The 21,474-nt window shown below is 65.4% G+C and carries 23 protein-coding genes and 1 tRNA gene; 12 read left to right on the top strand and 12 right to left on the bottom strand.

Features of this window, described 5'->3' with window-relative positions; translation table 11 throughout:
• Position 1: 1 nt before the first annotated feature.
• From AC1ZV1_RS20660 to AC1ZV1_RS20645, 4 genes are all read right to left on the bottom strand, one after another.
• Positions 2-1,168: an EAL domain-containing protein gene (locus AC1ZV1_RS20660; RefSeq protein ID WP_484293386.1), complete on the bottom strand. Its 1,167-nt coding sequence runs from the start codon at positions 1,166-1,168 to the stop codon at positions 2-4.
• A gap of 82 nt (positions 1,169-1,250) precedes the next feature.
• Complete coding sequence (locus tag AC1ZV1_RS20655) at positions 1,251-1,595, bottom strand: hypothetical protein (protein WP_484293385.1); 345 nt, start codon at positions 1,593-1,595, stop codon at positions 1,251-1,253.
• Positions 1,592-1,972 carry a phage holin family protein gene (locus AC1ZV1_RS20650; protein WP_484297596.1) on the bottom strand — a complete coding sequence of 127 codons (381 nt, stop codon included), beginning with the start codon at positions 1,970-1,972 and terminating at the stop codon, positions 1,592-1,594. Before AC1ZV1_RS20650 ends, AC1ZV1_RS20655 begins: the two co-directional genes overlap by 4 nt.
• 15 nt (positions 1,973-1,987) lie before the next feature.
• The gene (locus tag AC1ZV1_RS20645; protein ID WP_045211754.1) at positions 1,988-2,305 is read right to left on the bottom strand and encodes an ElaB/YgaM/YqjD family protein; all 318 of its coding nucleotides are present in this window, start codon (positions 2,303-2,305) and stop codon (positions 1,988-1,990) included.
• 404 nt (positions 2,306-2,709) lie between these two features.
• Between AC1ZV1_RS20645 and AC1ZV1_RS20640 the strand changes: the two genes are divergently transcribed.
• The gene (locus AC1ZV1_RS20640) at positions 2,710-3,918 is read left to right on the top strand and encodes an ammonium transporter (RefSeq protein ID WP_484293384.1); all 1,209 of its coding nucleotides are present in this window, start codon (positions 2,710-2,712) and stop codon (positions 3,916-3,918) included.
• Positions 3,919-3,981: 63 nt separating this feature from the next.
• On the opposite strand, the gene AC1ZV1_RS20635 is transcribed toward AC1ZV1_RS20640, so the two are convergent.
• From AC1ZV1_RS20635 to AC1ZV1_RS20625, 3 genes are all read right to left on the bottom strand, one after another.
• Complete coding sequence (locus AC1ZV1_RS20635; protein WP_484293383.1) at positions 3,982-5,253, bottom strand: OprD family porin; 1,272 nt, start codon at positions 5,251-5,253, stop codon at positions 3,982-3,984.
• A gap of 177 nt (positions 5,254-5,430) precedes the next feature.
• Positions 5,431-6,297, bottom strand: coding sequence for an MBL fold metallo-hydrolase (locus AC1ZV1_RS20630; RefSeq protein WP_484293382.1), 867 nt, complete (start codon positions 6,295-6,297; stop codon positions 5,431-5,433).
• A 69-nt stretch (positions 6,298-6,366) separates the two neighbouring features.
• Entirely contained in the window at positions 6,367-6,963 is a 597-nt protein-coding gene (locus AC1ZV1_RS20625) for a glutathione S-transferase family protein (RefSeq protein WP_484293381.1), read from the bottom strand.
• Positions 6,964-7,140: 177 nt separating this feature from the next.
• On the opposite strand from AC1ZV1_RS20625, the gene AC1ZV1_RS20620 reads away from it, so the two are divergent.
• Genes AC1ZV1_RS20620 through AC1ZV1_RS20610 form a run of 3 tightly spaced genes read left to right on the top strand, consistent with a single transcriptional unit; the run spans position 7,141 to position 8,894 of the window.
• The gene (locus AC1ZV1_RS20620; RefSeq protein ID WP_484293380.1) at positions 7,141-7,698 is read left to right on the top strand and encodes a TetR/AcrR family transcriptional regulator; all 558 of its coding nucleotides are present in this window, start codon (positions 7,141-7,143) and stop codon (positions 7,696-7,698) included.
• A gap of 28 nt (positions 7,699-7,726) precedes the next feature.
• Complete coding sequence (locus AC1ZV1_RS20615; protein WP_484297595.1) at positions 7,727-7,966, top strand: glutaredoxin family protein; 240 nt, start codon at positions 7,727-7,729, stop codon at positions 7,964-7,966.
• A 52-nt stretch (positions 7,967-8,018) separates the two neighbouring features.
• Complete coding sequence (locus AC1ZV1_RS20610) at positions 8,019-8,894, top strand: NAD(P)-dependent oxidoreductase (protein ID WP_484293379.1); 876 nt, start codon at positions 8,019-8,021, stop codon at positions 8,892-8,894.
• Between the two features lie 114 nt (positions 8,895-9,008).
• Here the strand turns inward: AC1ZV1_RS20610 and AC1ZV1_RS20605 are convergent.
• The 3 genes from AC1ZV1_RS20605 to mobA all read right to left on the bottom strand — a co-directional run bounded on the left by AC1ZV1_RS20605 (position 9,009) and on the right by mobA (position 10,129).
• Positions 9,009-9,085, bottom strand: a tRNA-Pro gene (locus AC1ZV1_RS20605).
• A 143-nt stretch (positions 9,086-9,228) separates the two neighbouring features.
• The gene (locus tag AC1ZV1_RS20600; protein WP_017519306.1) at positions 9,229-9,450 is read right to left on the bottom strand and encodes a YgdI/YgdR family lipoprotein; all 222 of its coding nucleotides are present in this window, start codon (positions 9,448-9,450) and stop codon (positions 9,229-9,231) included.
• Positions 9,451-9,541: 91 nt separating this feature from the next.
• Positions 9,542-10,129: a molybdenum cofactor guanylyltransferase MobA gene (mobA, locus tag AC1ZV1_RS20595; protein WP_484293378.1), complete on the bottom strand. Its 588-nt coding sequence runs from the start codon at positions 10,127-10,129 to the stop codon at positions 9,542-9,544.
• Between the two features lie 70 nt (positions 10,130-10,199).
• Between mobA and moaB the strand changes: the two genes are divergently transcribed.
• Both moaB and AC1ZV1_RS20585 read left to right on the top strand, forming a co-directional pair.
• Positions 10,200-10,739 carry a molybdenum cofactor biosynthesis protein B gene (moaB, locus tag AC1ZV1_RS20590; RefSeq protein WP_484293377.1) on the top strand — a complete coding sequence of 180 codons (540 nt, stop codon included), beginning with the start codon at positions 10,200-10,202 and terminating at the stop codon, positions 10,737-10,739.
• Positions 10,736-11,950, top strand: coding sequence for a molybdopterin molybdotransferase MoeA (locus AC1ZV1_RS20585; protein ID WP_484293376.1), 1,215 nt, complete (start codon positions 10,736-10,738; stop codon positions 11,948-11,950). The genes moaB and AC1ZV1_RS20585 overlap by 4 nt, the downstream gene beginning before the upstream one ends.
• 86 nt (positions 11,951-12,036) lie before the next feature.
• Here AC1ZV1_RS20585 and gliR read toward each other — a convergent pair whose 3' ends face one another.
• Complete coding sequence (gene gliR / locus AC1ZV1_RS20580; RefSeq protein ID WP_484293375.1) at positions 12,037-13,065, bottom strand: AraC family transcriptional regulator GliR; 1,029 nt, start codon at positions 13,063-13,065, stop codon at positions 12,037-12,039.
• Between the two features lie 159 nt (positions 13,066-13,224).
• Between gliR and AC1ZV1_RS20575 the strand changes: the two genes are divergently transcribed.
• The 6 genes from AC1ZV1_RS20575 (at position 13,225) to AC1ZV1_RS20550 (ending at position 21,011) form a co-directional block, all read left to right on the top strand.
• The gene (locus AC1ZV1_RS20575; protein ID WP_484293374.1) at positions 13,225-14,820 is read left to right on the top strand and encodes an FAD-binding oxidoreductase; all 1,596 of its coding nucleotides are present in this window, start codon (positions 13,225-13,227) and stop codon (positions 14,818-14,820) included.
• A gap of 4 nt (positions 14,821-14,824) precedes the next feature.
• Positions 14,825-16,402, top strand: coding sequence for a glycerol-3-phosphate dehydrogenase/oxidase (locus AC1ZV1_RS20570; protein WP_484293373.1), 1,578 nt, complete (start codon positions 14,825-14,827; stop codon positions 16,400-16,402).
• Positions 16,403-16,428: 26 nt separating this feature from the next.
• Positions 16,429-17,988: an FGGY-family carbohydrate kinase gene (locus AC1ZV1_RS20565; RefSeq protein WP_484293372.1), complete on the top strand. Its 1,560-nt coding sequence runs from the start codon at positions 16,429-16,431 to the stop codon at positions 17,986-17,988.
• Between the two features lie 79 nt (positions 17,989-18,067).
• Complete coding sequence (gene yegS / locus AC1ZV1_RS20560; protein WP_484293371.1) at positions 18,068-18,988, top strand: lipid kinase YegS; 921 nt, start codon at positions 18,068-18,070, stop codon at positions 18,986-18,988.
• A 113-nt stretch (positions 18,989-19,101) separates the two neighbouring features.
• Positions 19,102-20,031, top strand: a complete 930-nt coding sequence (locus AC1ZV1_RS20555; protein ID WP_484293370.1) for a chemotaxis protein CheV — start codon at positions 19,102-19,104, stop codon at positions 20,029-20,031.
• A gap of 170 nt (positions 20,032-20,201) precedes the next feature.
• Positions 20,202-21,011, top strand: coding sequence for an MOSC domain-containing protein (locus AC1ZV1_RS20550; protein WP_484293369.1), 810 nt, complete (start codon positions 20,202-20,204; stop codon positions 21,009-21,011).
• Between the two features lie 56 nt (positions 21,012-21,067).
• Here the strand turns inward: AC1ZV1_RS20550 and AC1ZV1_RS20545 are convergent, their stop codons facing one another.
• On the bottom strand, positions 21,068-21,448 hold the full coding sequence (locus tag AC1ZV1_RS20545) for a lysozyme inhibitor LprI family protein (protein ID WP_484293368.1): 381 nt from the start codon (positions 21,446-21,448) through the stop codon (positions 21,068-21,070).
• Positions 21,449-21,474 lie beyond the last annotated feature (26 nt).

Below are 21,474 nucleotides of genomic sequence, written 5' to 3'. Positions count from 1 at the left end.
GCTAGAGGCCTTCTGCGTCGATGTCGATGAGCAGAAGGCGTCGACCCTGGTCGATGAACTGACCGGCAGTCATGCAGTACTGGTTGGTGGTGGCGTCACGGTAGGTGTTGGAGAGTGTCAGGCGACGCTCTTCCCAGCCTTCGGCGAGCAACTGGTAGAAGTACGGCCGCCAGGACCAGTTGTGTCCCAGGTAGCGACGGTTCTCTTTCCAGAACAGGCCATTCCACTCCAGGTTCGGTGAGGTCTGGGTGCCGTGGCGGTCGCACTGGTAGATGCGCAGCAGGCGGCTGAAGGAATCCGGCGCCGGCGGCAGGCTGCTGAGCATGGCGCCGCCTTCTGCCCAGGGACGCAGCATGTTCATCAGTTCGGCGAGCTGTTGGCGCAGTTGGATGAGGTTGGCGCGTTCCTGCAGCTTGCGGTGTACGTAGTGGTCGCGGCGCTGGGCGAAGGCGTCGCGGAAGGCGTCGCTGGCCGGGAAGTCCAGCGCCGGTTTGGCGAACAGGAAGCCCTGTACGTAACGTGCTCCGCACTCCAGGGCGAAGTCCATTTCCTCTTCAGTCTCGACGCCCTCGGCGATGATCCAGCAGCCGGTCTTCTCGGCCATCTGTGCCAGCGCTTTCACCACCTCGCCGCTGGGGCCGCCGCGGGCGGCCTCCTGGAATAGGCGCATGTCCAGTTTGAGAATGTCCGGCTGCAGGGCGAGCACGCGGTCCAGCTGCGAGTAGCCGGCGCCGAAGTCGTCGATGGCGATGCGCGCACCGGCATCCCGATAACGCGCTACCACTTCCGGCAGGCGTTGGTGGGCGCCTCCCAGTTCGGTGATCTCGAAGACCACGCGCTCTGGCGGCACTCCCTGTTGCTGCAGTTGCTTGAGGCTGGGCAGCGGCTGGTTCGGACGCAGGCGGCTGATCCAGCGCGGCGAGATGTTCAGGCTGAGAAACCAGTCGCTGGGCGCTTCATGGATGCGAGCAAGGGCGGCGTCGCGGATCTGCCGATCAAGCCGGCGCAGTTCGGCCAGGCCGACTCTTGGGTTGAAGAACAGCGGGCCGACCGATTGCAGGTCGCCGTTGTCCTGGCGCAGCCGGCCCAGTGCTTCGACACCGGCGATCAGGCCGGTCGCGGTGTCGATGAAGGGCTGGAAGCAGGCGATGGGTTGCCCGTCGATCAAGGGACACATCCTTAGTGGCGTGACAGGAATGCGCTGGGGCGCGGCTTCCTGTTACTTAGCAAGAATGTGGCCAGTCTGAGCGTCAGAGATGCGTCGAAGGGGCGGGCGGCTCCGGGGGCTCGGGCTTCTTGCGCATCTGCAGGATGATCGGTGCAAGGGCCAATCCTACGCGTAGCAAGCGTATCCAGCGGTGCTTGCGGCTGAACAGCAGCGCCAGCGCTGCGGCGCCGCCAGCGCCCCATAGCGGGGTTGCGCTCCCCAGGCTGCTGCGCACGCTCTGTCCAAGGTTGCGGGCCTGCTTCAAGGGCTGCAGCAGGAGTTCGCCTTCCTGGCGAATCTGTTGGCGCTGCATTTCCATGCGCAGGCGGACAATGGCCTTGCGCAATTCGGCACGGCTCAGGTTGCGGGCGTCCGGCATTTCGCTCATGGCAACAGTCGCTCCCGGTCTCGGGCCAGTTCGTCGAGGGTTGCACTGAACGGCGAGCTTTCATCGCTGACCAGCATGTGCAGGCGCCAGGCGCAGAGCAGGCTGCCGCCGACGTAGAAGAGGCACAGGCCGATGGCGGCCTGCAGGCGGTAGGTGTCCCAGAAGAGGATCAGCACCAGCACCGACAGGGCGACCAGCAGGAGCAGGGCGAAGACCAAGGCGAGGCCGGCCATCAGCAGCATCTGCACCGTGCGGGTCTTTTGCTCCTGTAGCTCGATGCCGAGCAGCTCGACGTGCCCGTGCAGGAGGCCCAGGACCGCGGCGCCGAAGCGCCGCGGGGAAGGGGAGTTGGCCGAAGACTTCGGCCCGGCGTCCATTCCGTCGCTCATGAATCAGCGCCGGCTGACCAGCAGGCCGAGAAGGAAGCCGACACCGGCGGCGATACCGACTGCCTGCCACGGATGGTCACCGACATAGTCCTCGGTGGCGTCCACGGCGGCCTTGCCCTGGTCGCGCACGGAGTCCTTGGTGGAGTAGATGGCATCGCGGGCGCGCTTGAGGCTCTCGTGGATCTGCGCGCGCATCTGGTCGGCTTCGGCGCCAGCCAGGTCGGCCGAGCTTTGCAGGAGTTTCTCGGTGTCGCTGACGAGGGCCTGGAATTCGGCCAGGAGTTCATCCTTGGCGGCGTTCACTGCGGTCTTGCGAGGCATGTGATGCTCCTTGTGCGGGTTGAGGTTCCTAGATTTCGAGCGCCGGGGGTGCGGGAAAGTTTCTCATAATTTTGTCGCGGGGCTGCTCCCGCGTGCGAGCTAAAGCCTAGCCGTTGATTGATGCACCGGTGGTATGCCGCTTGCATTTCCCTGGTGCGCATGGAGAGCGGAGCGCCCCACGGCGGGGCGTTTCCGGTGCCTTGAATGGCCGGGAATCTGAGCTCAAATCACTGAAAAATCTAAGGAAGTACAGGAAATTGCGATGCTGGTCGGATAGCTCGTGGGCCAATCTGGATCAGCGCTCGGCTCCCCTGTAGTGCGCCACTGCTTCAGCGTGGTGCGACCCAGGGGCGCCGCGAGCCGTTTTGGTGCTTCCCCCTTGACCTCCGGGGCTGCCTGTAGCGATGGAAAACCTCAATAGTGCCGTAGAGACGCTGGTCCACGGCTCCAACACGCTGTTCCTGCTGATGGGTGCGGTCATGGTGCTGGCCATGCACGCGGGCTTCGCCTTCCTGGAAGTGGGCACGGTGCGCCTGAAGAACCAGGTGAATGCCTTGTCGAAGATCCTCTCGGACTTCGCCATCTCGACCCTGGCCTACTTCTTCATCGGTTACTGGATCGCCTATGGCGTCACCTTCCTGCAGCCGGCTGCGACGCTCGCGCAGGAAAACGGCTATGCCCTGGTGAAGTTCTTCTTCCTGCTGACCTTTGCCGCCGCGATTCCCGCGATCATTTCCGGCGGCATCGCCGAGCGCGCCCGGTTCGGCCCGCAATTGTGCGCCACGGCGCTGATCGTGGCCTTCGTCTATCCGTTCTTCGAGGGGCTGATCTGGAACGGCAACTTCGGATTCCAGGGGTGGCTGAAAGCGGAGTTCGGCGCGTCCTTCCATGATTTCGCCGGCTCCGTGGTGGTGCATGCCTTTGGTGGCTGGCTGGCGCTGGCGGCGGTGGTGTTGCTGGGGCAACGCAATGGCCGTTATCGCGAGGGCCGACTGGTCGCGTTCGCACCGTCGAACATCCCGTTCCTCGCGGCGGGCTCCTGGATCCTTATTGTCGGCTGGTTCGGCTTCAACGTGATGAGCGCGCAGTCCCTGGCCGGCGCCAGCGGGCTGGTGGCGGTGAACTCGTTGCTGGCCATGGTCGGCGGCACTGTGGCGGCGCTGCTGGTCGGCCGCAATGACCCTGGCTTCCTGCACAACGGCCCGTTGGCCGGGTTGGTGGCGGTCTGCGCTGGTTCCGACTTGATGCACCCGATCGGTGCCCTGGCGACGGGCATGGTGGCGGGTGCGCTGTTCGTCTGGGCGTTCACGGCGACCCAGGTGCGCTGGAAGATCGACGACGTACTGGGCGTCTGGCCGCTGCACGGCCTGTGCGGTGCCTGGGGTGGCATCGCCTGCGGCATCTTTGGCCAGCAGGCGCTCGGCGGCCTGGGCGGGGTCAGCTTGGCCAGCCAGACCATCGGCACCTTGCTCGGTGTGACGGTAGCCTTTGCCGGCGGACTGCTCGTATACGGCCTGGTGAAGTCCGCTGTGGGCATTCGCCTGACGAAGGAAGAGGAGTACTACGGCGCGGACCTGTCGATCCACAAGATCGGTGCGCTCAGCCAGGACTGATTCGTCCATGGAGGCAAAGAAAAAGCCCGGCCAATGCCGGGCTTTTTCGTCATGCCGTGCGGATTACCAGAGCGGCATGGTGTAGCTGACGATCAGGCGGTTCTCGTCGTAATCGTTGGTGTAGTTGGTACGCATGGTCGCGTTACGCCATTTCACGCCGAGATTCTTCAGCGGGCCGTCCTGGAAGACGTAGGCGATGTCGGTATCGCGTTCCCATTCCTTGCCTTCGCCGTCGGTGGTGATCAGGTCGATGTTGTCGCCTTTCACGTAGCGGGTCATGAAGGTCAGGCCGGGGATGCCGAGGCCGGCGAAGTTGTAGTCGTAGCGTGCCTGCCAGGACTTTTCGTCCTTGTTGGCGAAGTCGCCGATCTGGATGTAGTTCACCAGGTAGGGATCGGTGCCGTTGATGTAGGCGAAGCCGGTGTCGCCGCTCATCTTCTGGTAGCCGACGCCAAAGGCGTGGTAGCCCAGCGAGTAGGTGAACATGGCGTTGAGCGCCTGGTTGTCGACGTTGCTGCCGCCGTCGTCATCGGACTTGGCCCAGCGGATGTCGGACTTCAGCGACTGCTTGTCGGCGATCGGCAGCACGTGGATCAGTCCCAGGTAGTGCTGCTTGTAGATATCCTCCAGGCCGCCGTAGTGGTAGCTGGTGCTCAGGCTGTCTGTCCACTTGTAGGTGAGGCCGCCAAACAGGAACTTGTTGGACGTGAGGCTATCGCCGAGCTTGATGTTGCGCTTGCCGCCGCCGGTGATGGTCATGTCCTCGTAGTCCGAGGAGTCGCGCTGGTTGACCTGGTAGAGGCGGCCACCGTCGACGGTCAGGCCGTCGAGTTCCGCGGAGTTCAGGGCAAAGCCGCTGAAAGTCTGCGGCAGCAAGCGGGTGTCGTTGTACTGCACCACGGGCATCTTCGGCAGCAGGGTGCCGGCTTTCAGGGTGCTCTTGGACGCGCGCAGCTTGGCGGTGATGCCCAGGTCGCCGTAGCTGTCCTCGGCGCGCTTGTCGCTGAGCGAGCGCTGCAGCAAACCAGTGCCACTGCGGTCAGGCGAGGAATCGAGCTTCAGGCCCAGGGTGCCCAGGGCATCCACGCCGACACCGATGGTGCCGTCGGTGTAACCCGATTCGTACTTGAGAATGAAGCCTTGGGCCCATTCTTCGGCCTTGTTCTGGGTAGGTGCTGGACTGTCCTGGCGGAAGTCGCGGTTGAAGTAGAAGTTACGCAGTTCGACGGTGGCCTTGCTGTCCTTGATGAAGTCAGCGTGGGCGAGTGTCGGAAGGATAAAGCTGGTACCCAGCGTGGACAATGCCACGGCACGGGCGATCGGGGTCTTGCTCATTGTTATTGTCTCCTCGAGCGCTTGGGGCAGTTTGATGATGCCGACTGGATCAGGGTCGGCATGTCAATCTGTTACAGCCTATCTACTAAATCATTACCGAATGTTGACGACTCTTAGACCTTAGTCGCTGATTAGTGAGCTGGCTATTGAAGCGTCGAGCGGCGGCTGGCGTGGCTTTCACTGAATCCAGTGGGGGTAGTAGCCGAGTTTGTCCTGCACCAGGGCATCGTGGGCGGGCACTACGGTCAGCTTGGGGTAGGCCAGCATCAGTTCGTGGACGCGGGCCACTTCGGCCAGCGTCTGTTCGCGGTTGTTGTCCACCATGTTGCGGCTCACCCAGAACTTCTCGTGCGGCCCGGTGAAGCCGGACAGACGCCAGGTGGTGTCGCCGCTGAAGAAGAAGCGCCGGCCGTCGTCGAGGGTGATGAACAGGCCGACCGAACCCGGTGTGTGGCCGCGCATCGGCACCAGCACCAGGCTGCCATCGCCAAACAGGTCGAGGCTGCGGTCGTAGCTCAGGAAGGGGCCGGAATCGAACTGGAAGGGCACCCATTTCACCGGGTGGCGGAACTGGCTGGGGAACACCGCCGGCGGTTGAGCGATATGGGCATAGTTGATCTCGTCATAGGTTGCCCAGACCGGGACTTCAGGGAAGTCAGACAGTGCCGAAGCATGGTCCCAGTGGGCGTGGGACAAGATGATCCGATCGATGGAAATACCGCTGCCCTGCAATTGCTCGCGTGCCGGTTTCAGGCCTTCGTAACGGAACAGCGGCTTGTCCCACCACGGCATGTCCTGCTTGAACTGCGCGTCCGCCTGGCTGCCTAGCCCGGTGTCGAACAGCAAGGTGGCGGCATGGTGTTGGACCAGGACTGCGGTGTGGTTCATCGGGACTTTCCGCGTCCAGTCGCCCCCGGCCACGGTGAAGGCATCCAGGGTGGTGATGCCGGAGGTTCGGATCAGTGAGAAGCGCAGGTCGGCGGCCGGGGCGTTAAGGCTGGTGAGGGCGAGCAGAGCGACCAGCAGCAGGGATGGCAGACGCATCGGAATTTCCTTTTCGTGGAGCGGAGGGACGCCGCCGTATGGGCGGCGGCGTGGTCAATCGGACGAGCGTCAGAAGGCGGGTTGTGCGACGTAGCCGGGAAGGGCGCGCACACGGGCCAGCCAGTCGTTTACGTAGGGATAGCCGGACGGCTCCAGGCCACCTTCCGCCGCCAGGGCGACGTAGGGATAGATGGCGATGTCGGCGATGCTCGGTTGAGCCGTCTGCGCCAGCCAGGGGTGATCGGCCAGCGTCGCATCGAGCAGTTCCAGCGCGTGGCGGCCCTTGGCCTGTGCGGCCCCCAGGTCGCCGGGGCGCTTGAACAGCTGGATCACCCGCGCCATTGCCAGGCCGTGCTGCACCTCGTTTGCCGAGAAGCTCAGCCAGTTGGCGATGCGCCCCTGGGTGATGGCGTCCTGCGGGTACCAGTGCGCCTCGGCATACTGCCGGGCGAGGTAGGCAAGGATGGCGTGGGAGTCGCCCAGGCGCAGATCACCGTCCTCCAGCGCTGGCACCTGGCCGCGCGGGTTGATCGCCAGGAAGGCTGGGCGCTTGTGTGCACCGCCTTGCAGGTCCACCGGCACCAGCTCGGCCTTCTGACCGATGAGTCCGAGGAACAGGCGGACCTTGTAGCAGTTGCCGGAAAGTGCGACGTCGTGGAGTTTCATGGCGAGAGCCCTGTTCAGTGTTGTGGGGACGACGACATAGATATTAGACAGACAGGTCTGTATAGTTCAAGTGAAATGACCGCTTGCCAATCGAGGTCGCGTCGTCGATCCCGGCAACGCTCCGGCTCCCCACGGTCGCCGAGCCTCGCGCATAATGTGCGGTCAGGAGGAAATGCCATGGCATCCAGCAAACGCGAGCTGCTGCTCACCACCGCTCAGGACCTGTTCTACCGCGAGGGCTACCACGCCACCGGTATCGACCGAATCCTCGCCGAGTCGGGCGTCGCGAAGATGACGCTGTACAAGTATTTCAAGTCCAAGGACGAACTGATCATGGCGGCGCTGGAAGAGCGCCATGCCCGCATGGTCGAGCGCATGGAAGTGGCAGAGCGCGTCCTTGCCCCGCGCGAGTCGATCCTGGCGGTCTTCGACGGGTTGCAGGACGTGCTGAACAGCCCGGACTTCTGCGGCTGTGCCTTCATCCATGCCGCCGGCGAGTTCCATGACCGCGAACATCCCATTCATCAGCAGGCTGCCGAGCACAAGGCTTTTCTCGGCCGCTTCTTCGCTGCCCAACTGACGCGACTTGGCGTCGCAGAGCCGGAAGCCCTGGCCCGCCAGCTGCAATACCTGCTCGAAGGCGTTCTGGTGATGGCGCACATGCAGGGACCGGCGCAGCAAGGGCGCGAAGCCCGCACCGTCGCCGACACACTGCTCAAACACGCCGGAGTCTGAATCGATGTCGCCAACCCTGGAGTCCGCCATGCCCCCGGAATGCCAACTCTTCGGCACCCTTGGCTGCCACCTCTGCGAACTCGCCGAAGCCGTGCTGATGCCCTTTGTCGAACACGGCCTGCTGGTCGAACTGGTGGACATCGCCGACCGCGAGGAATGGGTCGAGCAGTACGGCCTGAGCATCCCGGTGCTGCGCCGTTGCGATTCCGGCGCCGAGCTGAACTGGCCCTTCGACGCCGAGCAGGTCGCCGCCTTCCTCAGCCGCTGATGCCTTCGGCGGCTTTCCCCCTCCTCAATCAACCGATGCGAGGCGCAATGCAATGAAGATCGGATTTCTCGGACTGGGTGGCATGGGCGCCGCCATGGCTGCCAACCTCATCAAGGCCGGTCACCAGGTCATCGTGTGGAACCGTTCCCCCGGTGCCGCCGAGCCGCTGGTGGAGTTGGGTGCCATCGCCGCCAGCACGCCTGTGCAGGCGTTCGATGTCGAACTGGTGATCTCCATGCTGGCAGACGATGCCTCCACTCGCGCCGTGCTGCTGGACAGCGGCGCACTGGCTTCGGCCAGGGCCGGGCTGGTGCACCTGAGCATGGCCACGTTGTCTACCGCCTTCGTTGGCGAACTGATCGAGTTGCACCGGGAGCGGAGCGTCGAGTTCGTCGCCGCGCCGGTGTTCGGCCGCACCGATGTCGCCGCCGCCGGAAAGCTGAACATCCTGGTGGCTGGCCCCGAGTCGGCCATCGCCAAGGCGCAGCCCCTACTCGACGTGCTGGGGCAGAAGACCTGGCCGCTGGGCGACGATCCGCTACGCGCGGTCGCGGTGAAGATCGCCGGCAACTTCATGATCGCCAGCGCCATCGAGGCGATGGGGGAGAGCGCTGCACTGGTGAAGACCTACGGTGTGGCGCCGGGCGAGTTCATGGAGATCATGGGCAACACCCTGTTCAACGCACCGGTGTACCGCAACTACGGCGCGCAGATCGCCGAGCAGCGCTTCGATCCGGCAGGTTTCCGTCTGGTGCTGGGGCTCAAGGACGTCGGCCTGGCGCTGTCGGCCGGGCATGAACAGCGTGTGCCGCTGCCGTTCGCCAGTATCCTGCGTGACAACCTGCTCGAGGCCATCGCCCACGGTGACGGCGAGCTGGATTGGAGCGCCCTGTCGCAAGTCGCGTTGCGCAAGTCCGGGCAACTCTGAGTCGCCCATAAAAAAGCCCGTCCTGGTGGATGGGCTTTTGTGCCTGCGAATTCTTTGTCCGAGGAAAAATCGCGAGCAATAAAAAACCCGCCGTTAGGCGGGTTTTTCGGGATTTGGTCGGAGCGACTGGATTCGAACCAGCGACCTTCTCGTCCCGAACGAGACGCGCTACCAAGCTGCGCTACGCTCCGTTTGTTGGCGCGCATTCTACCGAAAAACTTTTGATGCACAAGGGGTTAGCGAAAATTTTTTGAAAAAAGATTCTGCCCCCATGAAAACGCGAACGCCCCGCAGACCGCTCAGGGCCTGCGGGGCGTTTTCACCGCCGGGAGAATCAGAGGTCCTTGACGGTCCGAACCTGATCCTTGTTCACACGGGCGGTTTTACCATCCAGCTGTTCGAACTCATAGAAGCCGGATTCTTCGTCGTACTTGGGTTTGTCGACCGACTGAATCTCGCGACCATCGTTCAGAGTGATGACGGACGGAGTGGAGCAACCAGCGAGTACTCCAAAGCCCAGGGCGAGCAGGAAGGCGGGAAGCATCCGTTTGTTCATGAGTGAATCTCCTGATGAGCGAACAAAAAAGTACGAAAAGTCTGACCGGGTGCTTTGCGCCATAGTTCCCGGAAAATTTTCGAGTACGTCGCTATCGGTCGTGATAGAGCAGCTCCGGCGTATTCAGATTGGCCAGGCGAGGGTCATCGGCCGGGCAGTCCACTGCCTGCAGGCCCAGGTTCGCGAAGACATGACGGGGGCTGCGGTCACCCTGGCTCCAGGCTTGCTCGATTGGTGCACGCATCGCTACCGGGATGATGCTGAACAAGGGCTCCCATTGCGTCCCGCAGCGCAGCATATGCACGGCGTCCGGCGCCGCGGCCGAGGCACGCAACAGGCGCTCCAGCAACTCGGCATCCAGGCGCGGGGCGTCGCAGGGCAATACCAGAAGATGCGTATGCCGCGCAGCGGCCAGGCCGGCACGGATGCCGGCCAGCGGGCCGGGGAAGTCCGGGCTGTCGTCCTGCACCAGGCGGTCGGCGAAGCGGGCATAGGTATCCGCGTTGCGGTTGCAGGAAATGATCAGGTCGTCGCCGAAGGGGCGGGCGACAGCGGCGGCGTAGCTGACCATCGGTTGACCCTGCCAGTCCAGCAATCCCTTGTCCTGGCCGCCCATGCGCTGGCCGCGTCCTCCAGCAAGAATCAGGACGGAACAGGGGGACAGCGGGGCTTGTGGCATGTCAGGGTCTCCGGGGCGGGCCTGTGATATAACACCGCGCATTCCAACCTCACAAGCAAGGGCCCTCATCATGAGCCACAAGGCCGAGCAGCCATTCGTCCCGTTGAACATTGCCGTCCTCACCGTCAGCGATACCCGCACCCTGGAAACCGACACCTCCGGCCAACTGTTCGTCGATCGTCTTAAGTCCGCCGGCCACACTCTCGCCGCCCGCGTCCTGCTCAAGGATGACCTCTATCGCATCCGCGCGCAGGTGGCGACCTGGATCGCCGAGGACGAGGTGCAGGTCGTGCTGATCACCGGCGGCACCGGTTTCACCGGCCGCGACAGCACGCCGGAGGCGGTGAGTTGCCTGCTGGATAAGGTAGTGGACGGTTTCGGCGAGTTGTTCCGGCAGATTTCCGTGGCCGACATCGGTACCTCAACCGTGCAATCCCGCGCGCTGGCCGGCTTGTCCAACGGCACCCTGGTCTGCTGCCTGCCGGGCTCCACCAATGCCTGCCGCACCGCCTGGGACGGCATCCTCGCTGAGCAGCTGAACGCCAGCCACCGCCCGTGCAATTTCGTGCCACACCTGAAGAAGGCGGCGCCCTGCGAGAGCCGCGGATGAGCTGCTGCGACAAGCCGGGCCTGCTGCCGGTCGAGGACGCTCTGGCGCGCCTGCTGAGCCTGGCGGAGCAGGCGCCGATCCTCGACACCGAAACCTTGCCGCTCGCCGAGGTGGACGGCCGCGTGCTGGCCGAGCCGTTGCTGGCCGGGCTGGACCTGCCGCCATGGCCGAACAGTGCCATGGATGGCTATGCGCTGCGCCAGGCCGACTGGCAGGGCGAGGCGCTCGTGGTCAGCCAGAAGATCTTCGCCGGGCAGGCGGGCGAGCCGCTGCAGCCCGGTACCTGTGTGCGCATCTTTACCGGCGCGCCGGTGCCTGAAGGCGCCGATTGCGTCGAGATGCAGGAAAACGTCGACGTGCTGGAAGACGGCCGCGTGCGTTTCCTCGAGGTGCTCACGGTGGGCCAGCACGTGCGTCCGCAGGGCCAGGAAACCCGAAAGGGGGACTGCGTGCTGCCGGCCGGTACGCGCCTGGGGCCGATCGAGGCCGGGCTGGCCGCATCCCTCGGCCACGCTGAGCTCACTGTGCGCCGCCGTCCGCGCGTGGCGCTGCTGTCCACCGGTGACGAGCTGGTCGAGCCCGGCAAGCCGCTGGCGCTTGGGCAGATCTACAACAGCAACCGCCATCTGCTACGCACCTGGCTGCAGCGCTTCGGTTGCGAGGTGGTGGACGCCGGCATCCTCCCGGACGACCTGGCGCGCACTCGTGCGGCCCTGGCCGGATTGTCGACTGTGGACCTGATCCTTTCCACCGGCGGCGTCTCCGTTGGCGAGGCGGACTTCCTCGGTGCAGCCCTGCGTGAGGCGGGCGAGCTGGCACTGTGGAAACTGGCGATCAAGCCGGGCAAGCCGTTGACCGTCGGCCACTACCAGTTGGTCCCGGTAATCGGCCTGCCGGGCAATCCGGCGTCCACGCTGGTGACCTTTGCGCTGCTGGCGCGGCCCTACCTGATGCGTCGCCTTGGCATGCAAAAGGTCGAGCCGCTGCGCCTGCAGGTGCCGGCCGGGTTCAACTGGACCAAGCCGGGCAATCGCCGCGAGTACCTGCGTGCGCGCCTGGAGAATGGCCGTGCGGTGCCTTTTGCCAACCAGAGCTCCGGCGTGCTGCGCAGTGCCGCCTGGGCCGAAGGGTTGGCGGAAGTGCGCGAGGGCACGACGCTGGCCGAAGGCGATTGGCTGACCTTCATTCCCTTCAGTGAGTTGCTGGACTGAGCCAGCCTTCGTAGGCGCATTCCTAAGGGGCAGGTCCGGGCCGAGAGCCGGAGCGAAACCGCGCTATCCAATGAAAAACGCCGGTCTCAGACCGGCGTTTTTTTATGCTGCTGGCGGTACTCGCCGGGCGTCTGGTCGGTCCAGCCCTTGAAGCTGCGGTGGAATGATCGCGACTCGGTGAAGCCCAGGTACTGGGCGATGTCCTGGATCGGCAGGTCGCTGTGCACCAGGTAGTGCTCAGCCAGTTCCTGGCGCAGCTCGTCGAGGATCTGCTGGTAGCTGGTACCAGCCTGCTGCAGGTGGCGCTGCAAGGTGCGCACGGTCATCTCGAAGCGCTCGGCGACGCGCTCCTTGCGCGGCAGGCCATCCTTGAGCAGCAGGCGCAGGGCGTTCTTCACCCGCAGCGGTAGCGGTTCGTCGTCGTCCAGCCCGGCCATCAGCGCCAGGGCGTGTTCTTCCAGGGTGCGCAGCAGGTTGGCGTCGGCCTGGCGCAGCGGGTAGCTCAGCAATGGCAGCGGCACCAGCAGGGCGCTGAAGGATTGCTCGAAGCGCACCGGGCAGCCGAACAGCTGTTCGTATTCGACGACGTCGGTGCCCTCGGGCTGCGCGTGCTCGAACCAGACTTCCTGGGGCGAACCGTGGGTGTCGGCGATCCAGCGGGCGTAGAGCAGCCAGGACGCCAGCACATTCTCCACCATGTGCCGACGGATCTGCGCGGCCTCGTGGCGGCAGTTCCAGATCAGCTTGATGTGATCCGCCCCCGGTTCCAGGCGGCTGACGCCCATGTCGCCGACCAGCTTTTCGTAGGGAATGATGCGGCCCATGGCCTCACCCAGGTTGGCGCAGTTCATGGTGATGTAGCCCAGCACGCTCCAGGAGCCGGGCTGCACGAAGCGCGCGGAGTGCAGGCCGAACAGCGGATCGCCGGAGTGTGCGCACAGATGCTGCAGCAGGCGCTCGTGGGCCTCGCTGGGCAGCCGCTGGCTGTTGTCGTTCAGCTGTGAACGCTCAAGGCCCGCCGCTTCGAGGGCGACCTCCAGGTCCATGCCGAGGGACTCGGCGTGGCGCAGGTATTTCAGCAGTGCGGGGACGGATGTATAGCCGAGGGAATGCATGGCGTGAGTTCTTGTTCTTGGGTGTCTCGATCGGCAACTGCGCCTGTCTTGATCCGACAGTGACAGGGCAGGGCGGCTGGCTAGTATAGGCAGCCATCAAGCAGCACCGAAATAGCAATCGAAATAGCGGGTTCAGACCCTGAACAAGAAGGAGCGGGCATGCGACGCTGGAACGGCTGGGGTGAAGAAACGACGGTGGTGGAACTGCCCGACAACGGGCGCGGTTTTCTCGCCGAACTGGTCGGCCCGGGCCTGACGCTGCCGGACGCCACGCTGGAGCAGGTGCTGGCCAAGGTGCCAGCGTCGCGCCTGCCCGAGCATCCGCTGGTCGTGCGCGAGGCGCGCGATCGTCTGCTGCACGCCCGCGGCCAGAGCCTGCCGGACTGGCTGGCGATGCGCGAAGGCGAATTCGGCGTGTTCCCGGACGGTGTGGCCTATCCGCAGACCGCCGAGCAGATCCGCGAGCTGCTGAAGTTCGCCGAGCTCTGGGACTGCCTGGTGATTCCCTACGGCGGCGGTACCTCGGTGGCCGGCCACATCAACCCGCCAACGTCCGACAAGGCAGTGCTGACCGTTTCCCTGGAGCACATGAATCGCCTGCTGGAGCTGGACGAACAGAGCCTGATCGCCACCTTCGGCCCCGGCGCCAACGGCCCGCAGGTGGAAAGCCAACTGCGCGCCCGTGGTTACACCCTCGGCCATTTCCCGCAGTCCTGGGAGCTTTCCACCCTCGGTGGCTGGGTTGCCAGCCGTTCGAGCGGCCAGCAGTCGCTGCGCTACGGGCGCATCGAGCAACTGTTCGCGGGCGGCACCCTGGAAACCTTCGCCGGCAGCCTGGAGATCCCGACATTCCCGGCATCCTCCGCCGGTCCCGACCTGCGCGAAGTGGTGATGGGTTCCGAGGGCCGCTTCGGCATTCTCTCGTCGGTGAAGGTGCGGGTTACGCGCATCGCCGAGGACGAGCGCTTCTACGCGGTGTTCCTGCCGTCCTGGGGGCAGGCGCTGGAGGGTATCCGCACCCTGGTGCAGGCGCGCGTGCCGCTGTCCATGCTGCGCCTGTCCAATGCCGTGGAAACCACTACCCAGCTGGCACTGGCCGGCCATCCGGGGCAGATCGCCTGGCTGGAGCGCTACCTGAAGCTGCGCGGCGCGGCCGAGGGCAAGTGCATGCTGACCTTCGGCGTTACCGGCGACCGTGCGCAGAACGCGACGTCGCTGCGTGCTGCGCGGCGCATTCTGAAGAGTTTCGGCGGCGTGTTCACCGGCACCCTGCTGGGCAAGAAGTGGGCGCAGAACCGCTTCCGGTTCCCTTACCTGCGCGAGGCGCTGTGGGAAAACGGCTACGTGGTCGACACCCTGGAATCCGCCACCGACTGGTGCAACGTCGACAACCTGCTGAACCGCATCGAAGCCAGCCTGCGCGACGGCCTGGCCGCCGAGGGTGAGCGCGTGCATGTGTTCACTCACCTGTCCCACGTCTATGGCGAAGGGTCGAGCATCTACACCACCTACGTGTTCCGCCCAGCCGCCAGTTATGCGGAGACCTACGAGCGCTGGCGCAAGCTCAAGCATGCCGCCAGCCAGACCATCGCCCACAACCGCGGCACCATCAGCCACCAGCACGGCGTGGGCAAGGACCACGCGCCCTACCTGCCGGTGGAGAAGGGAGCGCTGGGCATGGCGGCGATCAAGGCGCTGGCCGGGCATTTCGACCCGTCTGGCCGGCTGAACCCCGGCACCCTGCTGCAGGACTGAGCCGATGCCTGCCTGGAATGCGGTGTGGCGCGCCGAGGCACTGCCAGTGCTGGCGGCGTGCGACTGGGACCTGCTCGTCGTCGGCGGCGGCATCACCGGCGCCGGCATCCTGCGCGAAGCTGCGCGGCGCGGCTGGCGCTGCCTGCTGATCGAGCAGCGCGACTTTGCCTGGGGCACCTCCAGCCGTTCGTCGAAAATGGTCCACGGCGGCCTGCGCTACATCGCCAAGGGCCAGTTCGGGCTGTCCCGCGATTCGGTGCGTGAGCGCCAGCGCCTGCTGGGTGAGGCGCCGGGGCTGGTCGATCCGCTGAGCTTCATCATGCCGCACTACCAGGGCGGCTTCCCCGGCCCGCGGGTGTTCGGCACGCTGCTGTCGCTGTACGACGCGCTGGCCGGGCGGCGCAATCACCTGTTCCATCGCCTGGAGGAGCTGCGTTACCTGGCGCCGGGCCTGAAGGAGGATCGCCTGCTCGGCGGCACCCGCTTCCAGGACGCGGTGACCGACGACGCGCGCCTGGTGATGCGCGTACTCGGTGAAGCGCGGGCCGAAGGTGGCGAAGCGCTCAATGGCCTGAAGGTGATGGAACTGGATCGCCGCGATGGCCGTGTGCAGGGGCTGGTGGCCGAGGATACTGAAAGCGGCGCGCGCTTCACCTTCCGCGCCCGCGCCGTGGCTGTGGCCACCGGCGCCTGGGCTGATGGCTTGCGCCAGAAGCACGGCAGCGAGCACATCCGCCCTTTGCGTGGCAGCCACCTGCTGATTCCGGCCTGGCGTCTGCCGGTCGCCCACGCCTTCAGCTTCATGCACGGGCAGGACAAGCGCCCGGTGTTCGTCTTTCCCTGGGAGGGCGCGACCGTGGTCGGCACGACTGACCTGGACCACCGCAACACGCTGGATGACGACGCCGCGATCAGCCGCGAGGAGGTGGATTACCTGCTGGCCGCCTGCGCGCAGCAGTTCCCCTCGGCGCAGATCAGCGCGAAGGATGTGCGCTCGACCTGGGCCGGCGTACGCCCGGTGGTCAGCGATGGCGCGCCGTCACTCAAGCCGTCCGACGAGAAGCGCGAGCATGCCCTGTGGGTCGAGCCCGGCTGCGTGACCCTGGCCGGCGGCAAGCTCACCACCTTCCGCTTGCTGGCGCTGGAGGTGCTGGCCGCCTGCGCGCCGATGCTGGATCGTCGGCTGGAAGTGGCAGGTGAGCAGGTCTTCGAGACGGTCGATGACGTCGATTTGCCGGGGCTGATGCCGTCGCAAAAGCGTCGCCTGCGTGGTCGACATGGCCGCGCGCTGACGGAACTGGCGCGGGTGCTGAATGCCGTGGGCAGCGAATGCATCGGCCACACCGATTCGCTCTGGGCCGAGTTGGCCTGGGCGGCGGAGGGTGAACTGGTGCTGCACCTGGATGACCTGCTGCTGCGCCGCACGCGCATCGGCCTGCTGCTGGCTGACGGCGGCGCCCACGAACTGTCGAGGATTCGCGCGCTATGCCAGCCACGCCTGGGCTGGGACGACGCGCGCTGGAAACGCGAAGAACAGGACTACCTGGCCTTGTGGCGTCGCTGCTATAGCCTTCCGCACTGACCCAGGTTCCACTGACCGAGAGCCCCATGGATAACAAGAACTACCTGCTGGCCATCGACAACGGCACCCAGAGCGTGCGCGCGCTGCTCTTCGATCTCCAGGGCAACCTGGTGGGCAAGGGCAAGGTCGAGCTGGAAGCCTATTTCTCCTCGCAGCCCGGCTGGGCCGAGCAGCACCCGGATTACTATTGGGAGCAACTGGGCGAGGCCTGCAAGCGCTTGTGGGCCAGCGTGGACATCGATCGCAACTGCATCCGTGGCGTCTCGCTAACGACCCAGCGCGGCACCGTGATCCACGTTGACGAGGCGGGCCAGGCACTGCGTCCGGCGATCATCTGGCTGGACCAGCGCCGCGCCGAACTGGGCGAGTCGATCAAGGGGCCCTGGGGCTGGCTGTTCAAGCTGGTGGGTGCGCAGGGGGCGGTGGACTACTTCCGCACCCAGGCGGAGGTGAACTGGGTCGCCCAGCAGCAACCGGACATCCACAGGCGCACGCACAAGGTGCTGCTGCTTTCCGGATTCCTCACCCAGCGCTTGTGCGGGCGCTACGTGGACTCGGTGGCCTGCAGCGTTGCCTACCTGCCGTTCGACTACAAGAAACTGCAATGGGCGGCGCCGCGCGACTGGAAGTGGCAGGCGCTGGACGTGCGCCGCGAGCAACTGCCGGAGCTGTTCAAACCGGGAGAAAAACTGGGCGAGATCAGCGCCGAGGCCAGTCGCCTGACCGGGATTCCCGAGGGGCTGCCGCTGATCGCCGCGGGCGCCGACAAGGCCTGCGAAGTGCTTGGCGCAGGTGCCATCGATCCGACCGTGGCCTGCCTGTCCTACGGCACCACCGCGACCATCAACACCACCCGCTCGCGCTACCTGGAGACCATCCCGCTGATCCCGCCGTACCCGGCGGCGATTCCCGATCACTTCAACACCGAGGTGATGATCTATCGCGGCTTCTGGATGGTCAGCTGGTTCAAGCAAGAGTTCGGTCTGCGCGAGATGCAGCGCGCCGAGGCGCTGGGCGTCGAGCCCGAGAAGCTGTTCGACGAACTGGTCAACAGCGTGCCCGCCGGCTCCATGGGCCTGATGCTGCAACCCTACTGGACGCCAGGCATCCGCGAGCCGGGGCTTGAGGCCAAGGGCTCGATCATCGGTTTCGGTGATGTGCACACCCGCGCGCACATCTACCGCGCCATTCTCGAAGGCCTGGCCTATGCGCTGCGCCAGGGCAAGGAGCGCATCGAGAAGCGCTCCGGCACTCGCATCCAGCGCCTGCGCGTGGCCGGTGGCGGATCGCAGAGCGACGCGGCGATGCAGCTCACCGCCGACATCTTCGGCCTGCCGGCGGAGCGCCCGCACGTCTATGAAGCGTCCGGTCTGGGCGCGGCTATTGATTGCGCGGTGGGGCTGGGGCTCTATCCGGACTTCACCAGTGCCATCGCCGCGATGACCCGCGTCGGCGATGTCTTCCACCCGCGCCCCGAGGCGCAGCGCACCTACGAGCGGCTGTACAGCGAGGTTTACCAGCGCATGTACAAGCAGCTCAAGCCGCTCTACCAGAGCATCCGGGAGATCACCGGCTACCCGGCCTGAAGGGCAAAACAAGTGAGAGGAAATGTCCTCGCGCTAGTCTGAGTCCATATCCAATGGACTCACCGGGAGGACACCCACCATGACGCAACCCAAGGCCCTGCTGATCCTGCATGGCAAACAAGCCGCCAACGACGAGGTGCGCGCCGCGGTGCTGGACGCGCGCAAGGCGGGTCGAGCGCTGGATGTCCGGGTGACCTGGGAAGGTGGAGACGCCCGGCGGCTGGTGGAAGAGGGGTTGGCGGCGGGTTACACGACGCTGATTGCCGGCGGCGGCGATGGCACCGTGCGGGATGTCGCCGAGGCGCTGGCCCAGGCTGGCGGCAAGGCGAGCCTGGCGATCCTGCCGCTGGGCACCGCCAACGACTTCGCCCGCGCGGCCGGCGTGCCGCTGGAGCCGGCCGCCGCGCTGGCGCTGCTGGACGTGCCGGCGCGGCCCATCGACCTGGGCGAAGTGGACGGGCAGATGTTCCTCAACATGGCCACCGGCGGCTTCGGCTCGAAGGTCACCGCCAACACCCCGGAAGACCTGAAGAAGCTGCTCGGCGGCGTTGCGTATCTGCTCACCGGGTTGACGCGATTTTCCGAGGTGCATGCGGCGCAAGGGCGCTTCACCGGGCCGGATTTCAGCTGGGAGGGCGAGTTCCTTGCCTTGGGTATCGGCAACGGCCGTCAGGCGGGTGGTGGGCATGTGCTGTGTCCGCAGGCCACCGTGGACGACGGGCTGCTGGACGTGAGCATCCTGCCGACGCCGCAGGACATGGTCGGTACCCTCGGTGCGCTGCTGGGCGGTGGTCTTGGCACCCAGGACGTCTTCGTTCGCGCGCGGGTGCCCTGGGTCGAAGTGGAGGCCCGCGAGGGGCTGGACGTCAACCTCGACGGCGAGCCGCTGGAAGGCCGCAAGCTGCGTTTCGAGGTACGCCCGGCGGCGCTCTCCATGCACCTGCCGGCGGACTCGCCGCTGCTCGCGTCCACTGGGCGACTCGGCACGCAGACGGGCTGATCGGTCTGGCCCGGACCGGGTAAGTCGTGCATGATGGCTCACGGCCAGTATCTTGTTCCGCAGGATTCGGCCGATAGCGTTCCCGCACGACTCATTCCGAATCTGGAGCAGGCATGGCCGGTATTCTCGACACTGTCGATCAACGCACCCAACTGGTAGGCGAAAACCGCCTGGAAATCCTGGTCTTCCGCCTGGCCGGACGACAGCAGTTCGCGATCAACGTGTTCAAGGTGCAGGAAGTGCTGCAACTGCCGCGTCTGACCCTGATCCCGCAGCGCCACCCGATGATCTGCGGGGTGATCAACCTGCGCGGCCAGACCCTGCCGGTGATCGATCTGTCGCGCGCCATCGGCATGCGCGCGCTGACCCCGGATGCCAACAGCACGATCATTGTCACCGAGTACAACCGCTCGGTGCAGGCCTTCCTGGTGGGGGGGGTGGAGCGCATCCTCAACCTCAACTGGGAGTCGATCCAGCCGCCACCCGGAGGCGCCGGCCGCCAGCATTACCTGACCGCGATCACCAAGGTCGAAGACCGCCTGGTGGAAATTATCGACGTGGAGAAGGTGCTGGCCGAGATCGTGCCGATGAACACCCGCGTCTCCAGCGACCGCCTGGACGACACGTTGCTCAGCCAGACCCGCGGCCGCGAAGTGCTGGTGGTGGATGATTCCAGCGTCGCCATCTCCCAGCTGCGAGACACGCTCGGCCAACTCGGCCTGCGCCTGCACGTCGCCACCGACGGTCTGCGCGCGCTGCAGCAGCTCAAGCGCTGGGCGGATGAAGGCGACGACATGGAAGAGAAGTTGCTGATGATCTTCACCGATGCCGAAATGCCGGAGATGGACGGCTACCGGTTGACCACGGAGATCCGCAACGACCCGCGTCTGCGCGACCTCTACGTGGTGCTGCATACCTCGTTGTCGGGCAGTTTCAACGACGCCATGGTGAAGAAGGTTGGCTGCGACGATTTCCTCTCCAAGTTCCAGCCGGATCAACTGGTGGAAGTGGTGCGTCGCCGGTTGCAGAAAGTCCCCGCCTGACACCGATCTTTCTCTTGTAGGAGCGAGCTTGCTCGCGAACCGCCTGCTGCCGATGTGCCAGGCAAAAAGCGTTCGCAAGCAAGCTCGCTCCTACACTGTACGTTGCCATTGCTAGGCGCCCGTTCCACGCCGTATAAGGTCCCTTTCGCCCGTACGAAAGGATGCTTCCGATGTTCACGCTCAGCGAGCTCTACCGCTACCCGGTCAAGTCCACCGCCTACGAGCCTCTGGAGGCTGTCCAACTGGACGCCCTGGGCCTGGAAGGGGATCGACGCTGGATGGTGGTGGAGGCATCCAATGGCCGCTTCCTGACCCAGCGACTGTTGCCGCAGATGGGGCGCATCGAGGCGCGTTGGCAGGATGGGTTCGCCGCCTTGCGCCTGCGTGCGCCGGGCATGGATGACCTGCTGGTGGACGTGCCGGGGCGCGACGACAACCTGCGCGGCGTGCTGATCTGGCGCGATATGCTGCAGGTGCCGGATGCCGGCGATGCGGCTGCGCAATGGCTGAGCGCCTTCCTCGGTCGCGACGTGCGCCTGGTGCAGATGCCTGAGCAGCGCGCGCGGCAGGTCGATACCGCCTACGCCGAACCCGGCGAGCACGTGCACTTCGCTGACGGTTTCCCGCTGCTGCTGATCGGCCAGGGCTCGCTGGACGATCTGTCGTCCAAGGTTGGCCGCCCACTGGAGATGCTGCGCTTTCGCCCGAACCTGGTGGTGACCGGCGCCGAGCCATTTGCCGAGGATGGCTGGAAACGCATCCGCATCGGTGACGTCACCTTCAAGGTGGCCAAGCCGTGCTCGCGCTGCATCCTCACCACCATCGACCCGCACACTGGCGAGCGCGATGCCACCCGCGAGCCGCTGGCGACCCTGCTGGGTTATCGCAACGTCAATGGCGAAGCCATGTTCGGCCAGAACCTGTTGGCGGAGAACCGCGGCGAACTGAAGCTGGGCATGCCGGTGGAAGTGCTGGAGTAACGCTGGAATGACGCTGAAGTGGCGCGCCCGGACGGGCGCGCTGGATGACGCGGGATTTACAGCTTGCTGTCGACGCAACCGGTGCTCTGGCACTCGCGCTCACGTTCGCGCAGCACGCTCAGGCGTTCATTGGTCTTGTCCACGGCGCACTGCAGGTTGACGAAGTAGCCGCCGTCGCGCTCGTAGCTGCACTGGGCGTCACGGTCCTTGATCCAGGCGATCTGGCTCTTCTTCAGCGCGGCCTTCTGGCCGTCGTTGAGCATCTTGCGCAGGGTGCCGAATTCGTTGTTCAGCTCGCGGTCGACCTGGGCGTATTCGGTGCTCAGGCAGTACACGCTATCGAAGGCGTTGCGCGGCTTCTCGCAGGCGGCCAGGGCCAGGTCCGCGCTGAGCAGGCCGGCGGCCAGGACGGTGAGGGAGAGGAGCGACTGGCGCATGGGAATTTCCTTTTCCTTGAAGGGAT

The sequence above is a fragment of the Pseudomonas sp. BB438 genome, assembly GCF_057180225.1.
The sequence above is the reverse complement of the archived record's forward strand: the minus strand, read 5'-3'. Positions and strand labels throughout refer to the sequence as shown.

Excerpts from the sequence above, each read along its gene's own strand:
- AC1ZV1_RS20550 (WP_484293369.1), top strand. The coding sequence starts at position 20,202 with ATGTTCACGCTCAGCGAGCTCTACCGCTACCCGGTCAAGTCCACCGCC.
- AC1ZV1_RS20625 (WP_484293381.1), bottom strand. The coding sequence starts at position 6,963 with ATGAAACTCCACGACGTCGCACTTTCCGGCAACTGCTACAAGGTCCGC.
- AC1ZV1_RS20620 (WP_484293380.1), top strand. The coding sequence starts at position 7,141 with ATGGCATCCAGCAAACGCGAGCTGCTGCTCACCACCGCTCAGGACCTG.
- gliR (WP_484293375.1), bottom strand. The coding sequence starts at position 13,065 with ATGCATTCCCTCGGCTATACATCCGTCCCCGCACTGCTGAAATACCTG.
- AC1ZV1_RS20655 (WP_484293385.1), bottom strand. The coding sequence starts at position 1,595 with ATGAGCGAAATGCCGGACGCCCGCAACCTGAGCCGTGCCGAATTGCGC.
- AC1ZV1_RS20565 (WP_484293372.1), top strand. The coding sequence starts at position 16,429 with ATGGATAACAAGAACTACCTGCTGGCCATCGACAACGGCACCCAGAGC.
- AC1ZV1_RS20585 (WP_484293376.1), top strand. The coding sequence starts at position 10,736 with ATGAGCTGCTGCGACAAGCCGGGCCTGCTGCCGGTCGAGGACGCTCTG.
- yegS (WP_484293371.1), top strand. The coding sequence starts at position 18,068 with ATGACGCAACCCAAGGCCCTGCTGATCCTGCATGGCAAACAAGCCGCC.
- AC1ZV1_RS20555 (WP_484293370.1), top strand. The coding sequence starts at position 19,102 with ATGGCCGGTATTCTCGACACTGTCGATCAACGCACCCAACTGGTAGGC.
- mobA (WP_484293378.1), bottom strand. The coding sequence starts at position 10,129 with ATGCCACAAGCCCCGCTGTCCCCCTGTTCCGTCCTGATTCTTGCTGGA.
- AC1ZV1_RS20650 (WP_484297596.1), bottom strand. The coding sequence starts at position 1,972 with ATGGACGCCGGGCCGAAGTCTTCGGCCAACTCCCCTTCCCCGCGGCGC.
- AC1ZV1_RS20635 (WP_484293383.1), bottom strand. The coding sequence starts at position 5,253 with ATGAGCAAGACCCCGATCGCCCGTGCCGTGGCATTGTCCACGCTGGGT.
- AC1ZV1_RS20640 (WP_484293384.1), top strand. The coding sequence starts at position 2,710 with ATGGAAAACCTCAATAGTGCCGTAGAGACGCTGGTCCACGGCTCCAAC.
- AC1ZV1_RS20600 (WP_017519306.1), bottom strand. The coding sequence starts at position 9,450 with ATGAACAAACGGATGCTTCCCGCCTTCCTGCTCGCCCTGGGCTTTGGA.
- moaB (WP_484293377.1), top strand. The coding sequence starts at position 10,200 with ATGAGCCACAAGGCCGAGCAGCCATTCGTCCCGTTGAACATTGCCGTC.
- AC1ZV1_RS20570 (WP_484293373.1), top strand. The coding sequence starts at position 14,825 with ATGCCTGCCTGGAATGCGGTGTGGCGCGCCGAGGCACTGCCAGTGCTG.
- AC1ZV1_RS20630 (WP_484293382.1), bottom strand. The coding sequence starts at position 6,297 with ATGCGTCTGCCATCCCTGCTGCTGGTCGCTCTGCTCGCCCTCACCAGC.
- AC1ZV1_RS20645 (WP_045211754.1), bottom strand. The coding sequence starts at position 2,305 with ATGCCTCGCAAGACCGCAGTGAACGCCGCCAAGGATGAACTCCTGGCC.
- AC1ZV1_RS20610 (WP_484293379.1), top strand. The coding sequence starts at position 8,019 with ATGAAGATCGGATTTCTCGGACTGGGTGGCATGGGCGCCGCCATGGCT.
- AC1ZV1_RS20615 (WP_484297595.1), top strand. The coding sequence starts at position 7,727 with ATGCCCCCGGAATGCCAACTCTTCGGCACCCTTGGCTGCCACCTCTGC.
- AC1ZV1_RS20575 (WP_484293374.1), top strand. The coding sequence starts at position 13,225 with ATGCGACGCTGGAACGGCTGGGGTGAAGAAACGACGGTGGTGGAACTG.
- AC1ZV1_RS20545 (WP_484293368.1), bottom strand. The coding sequence starts at position 21,448 with ATGCGCCAGTCGCTCCTCTCCCTCACCGTCCTGGCCGCCGGCCTGCTC.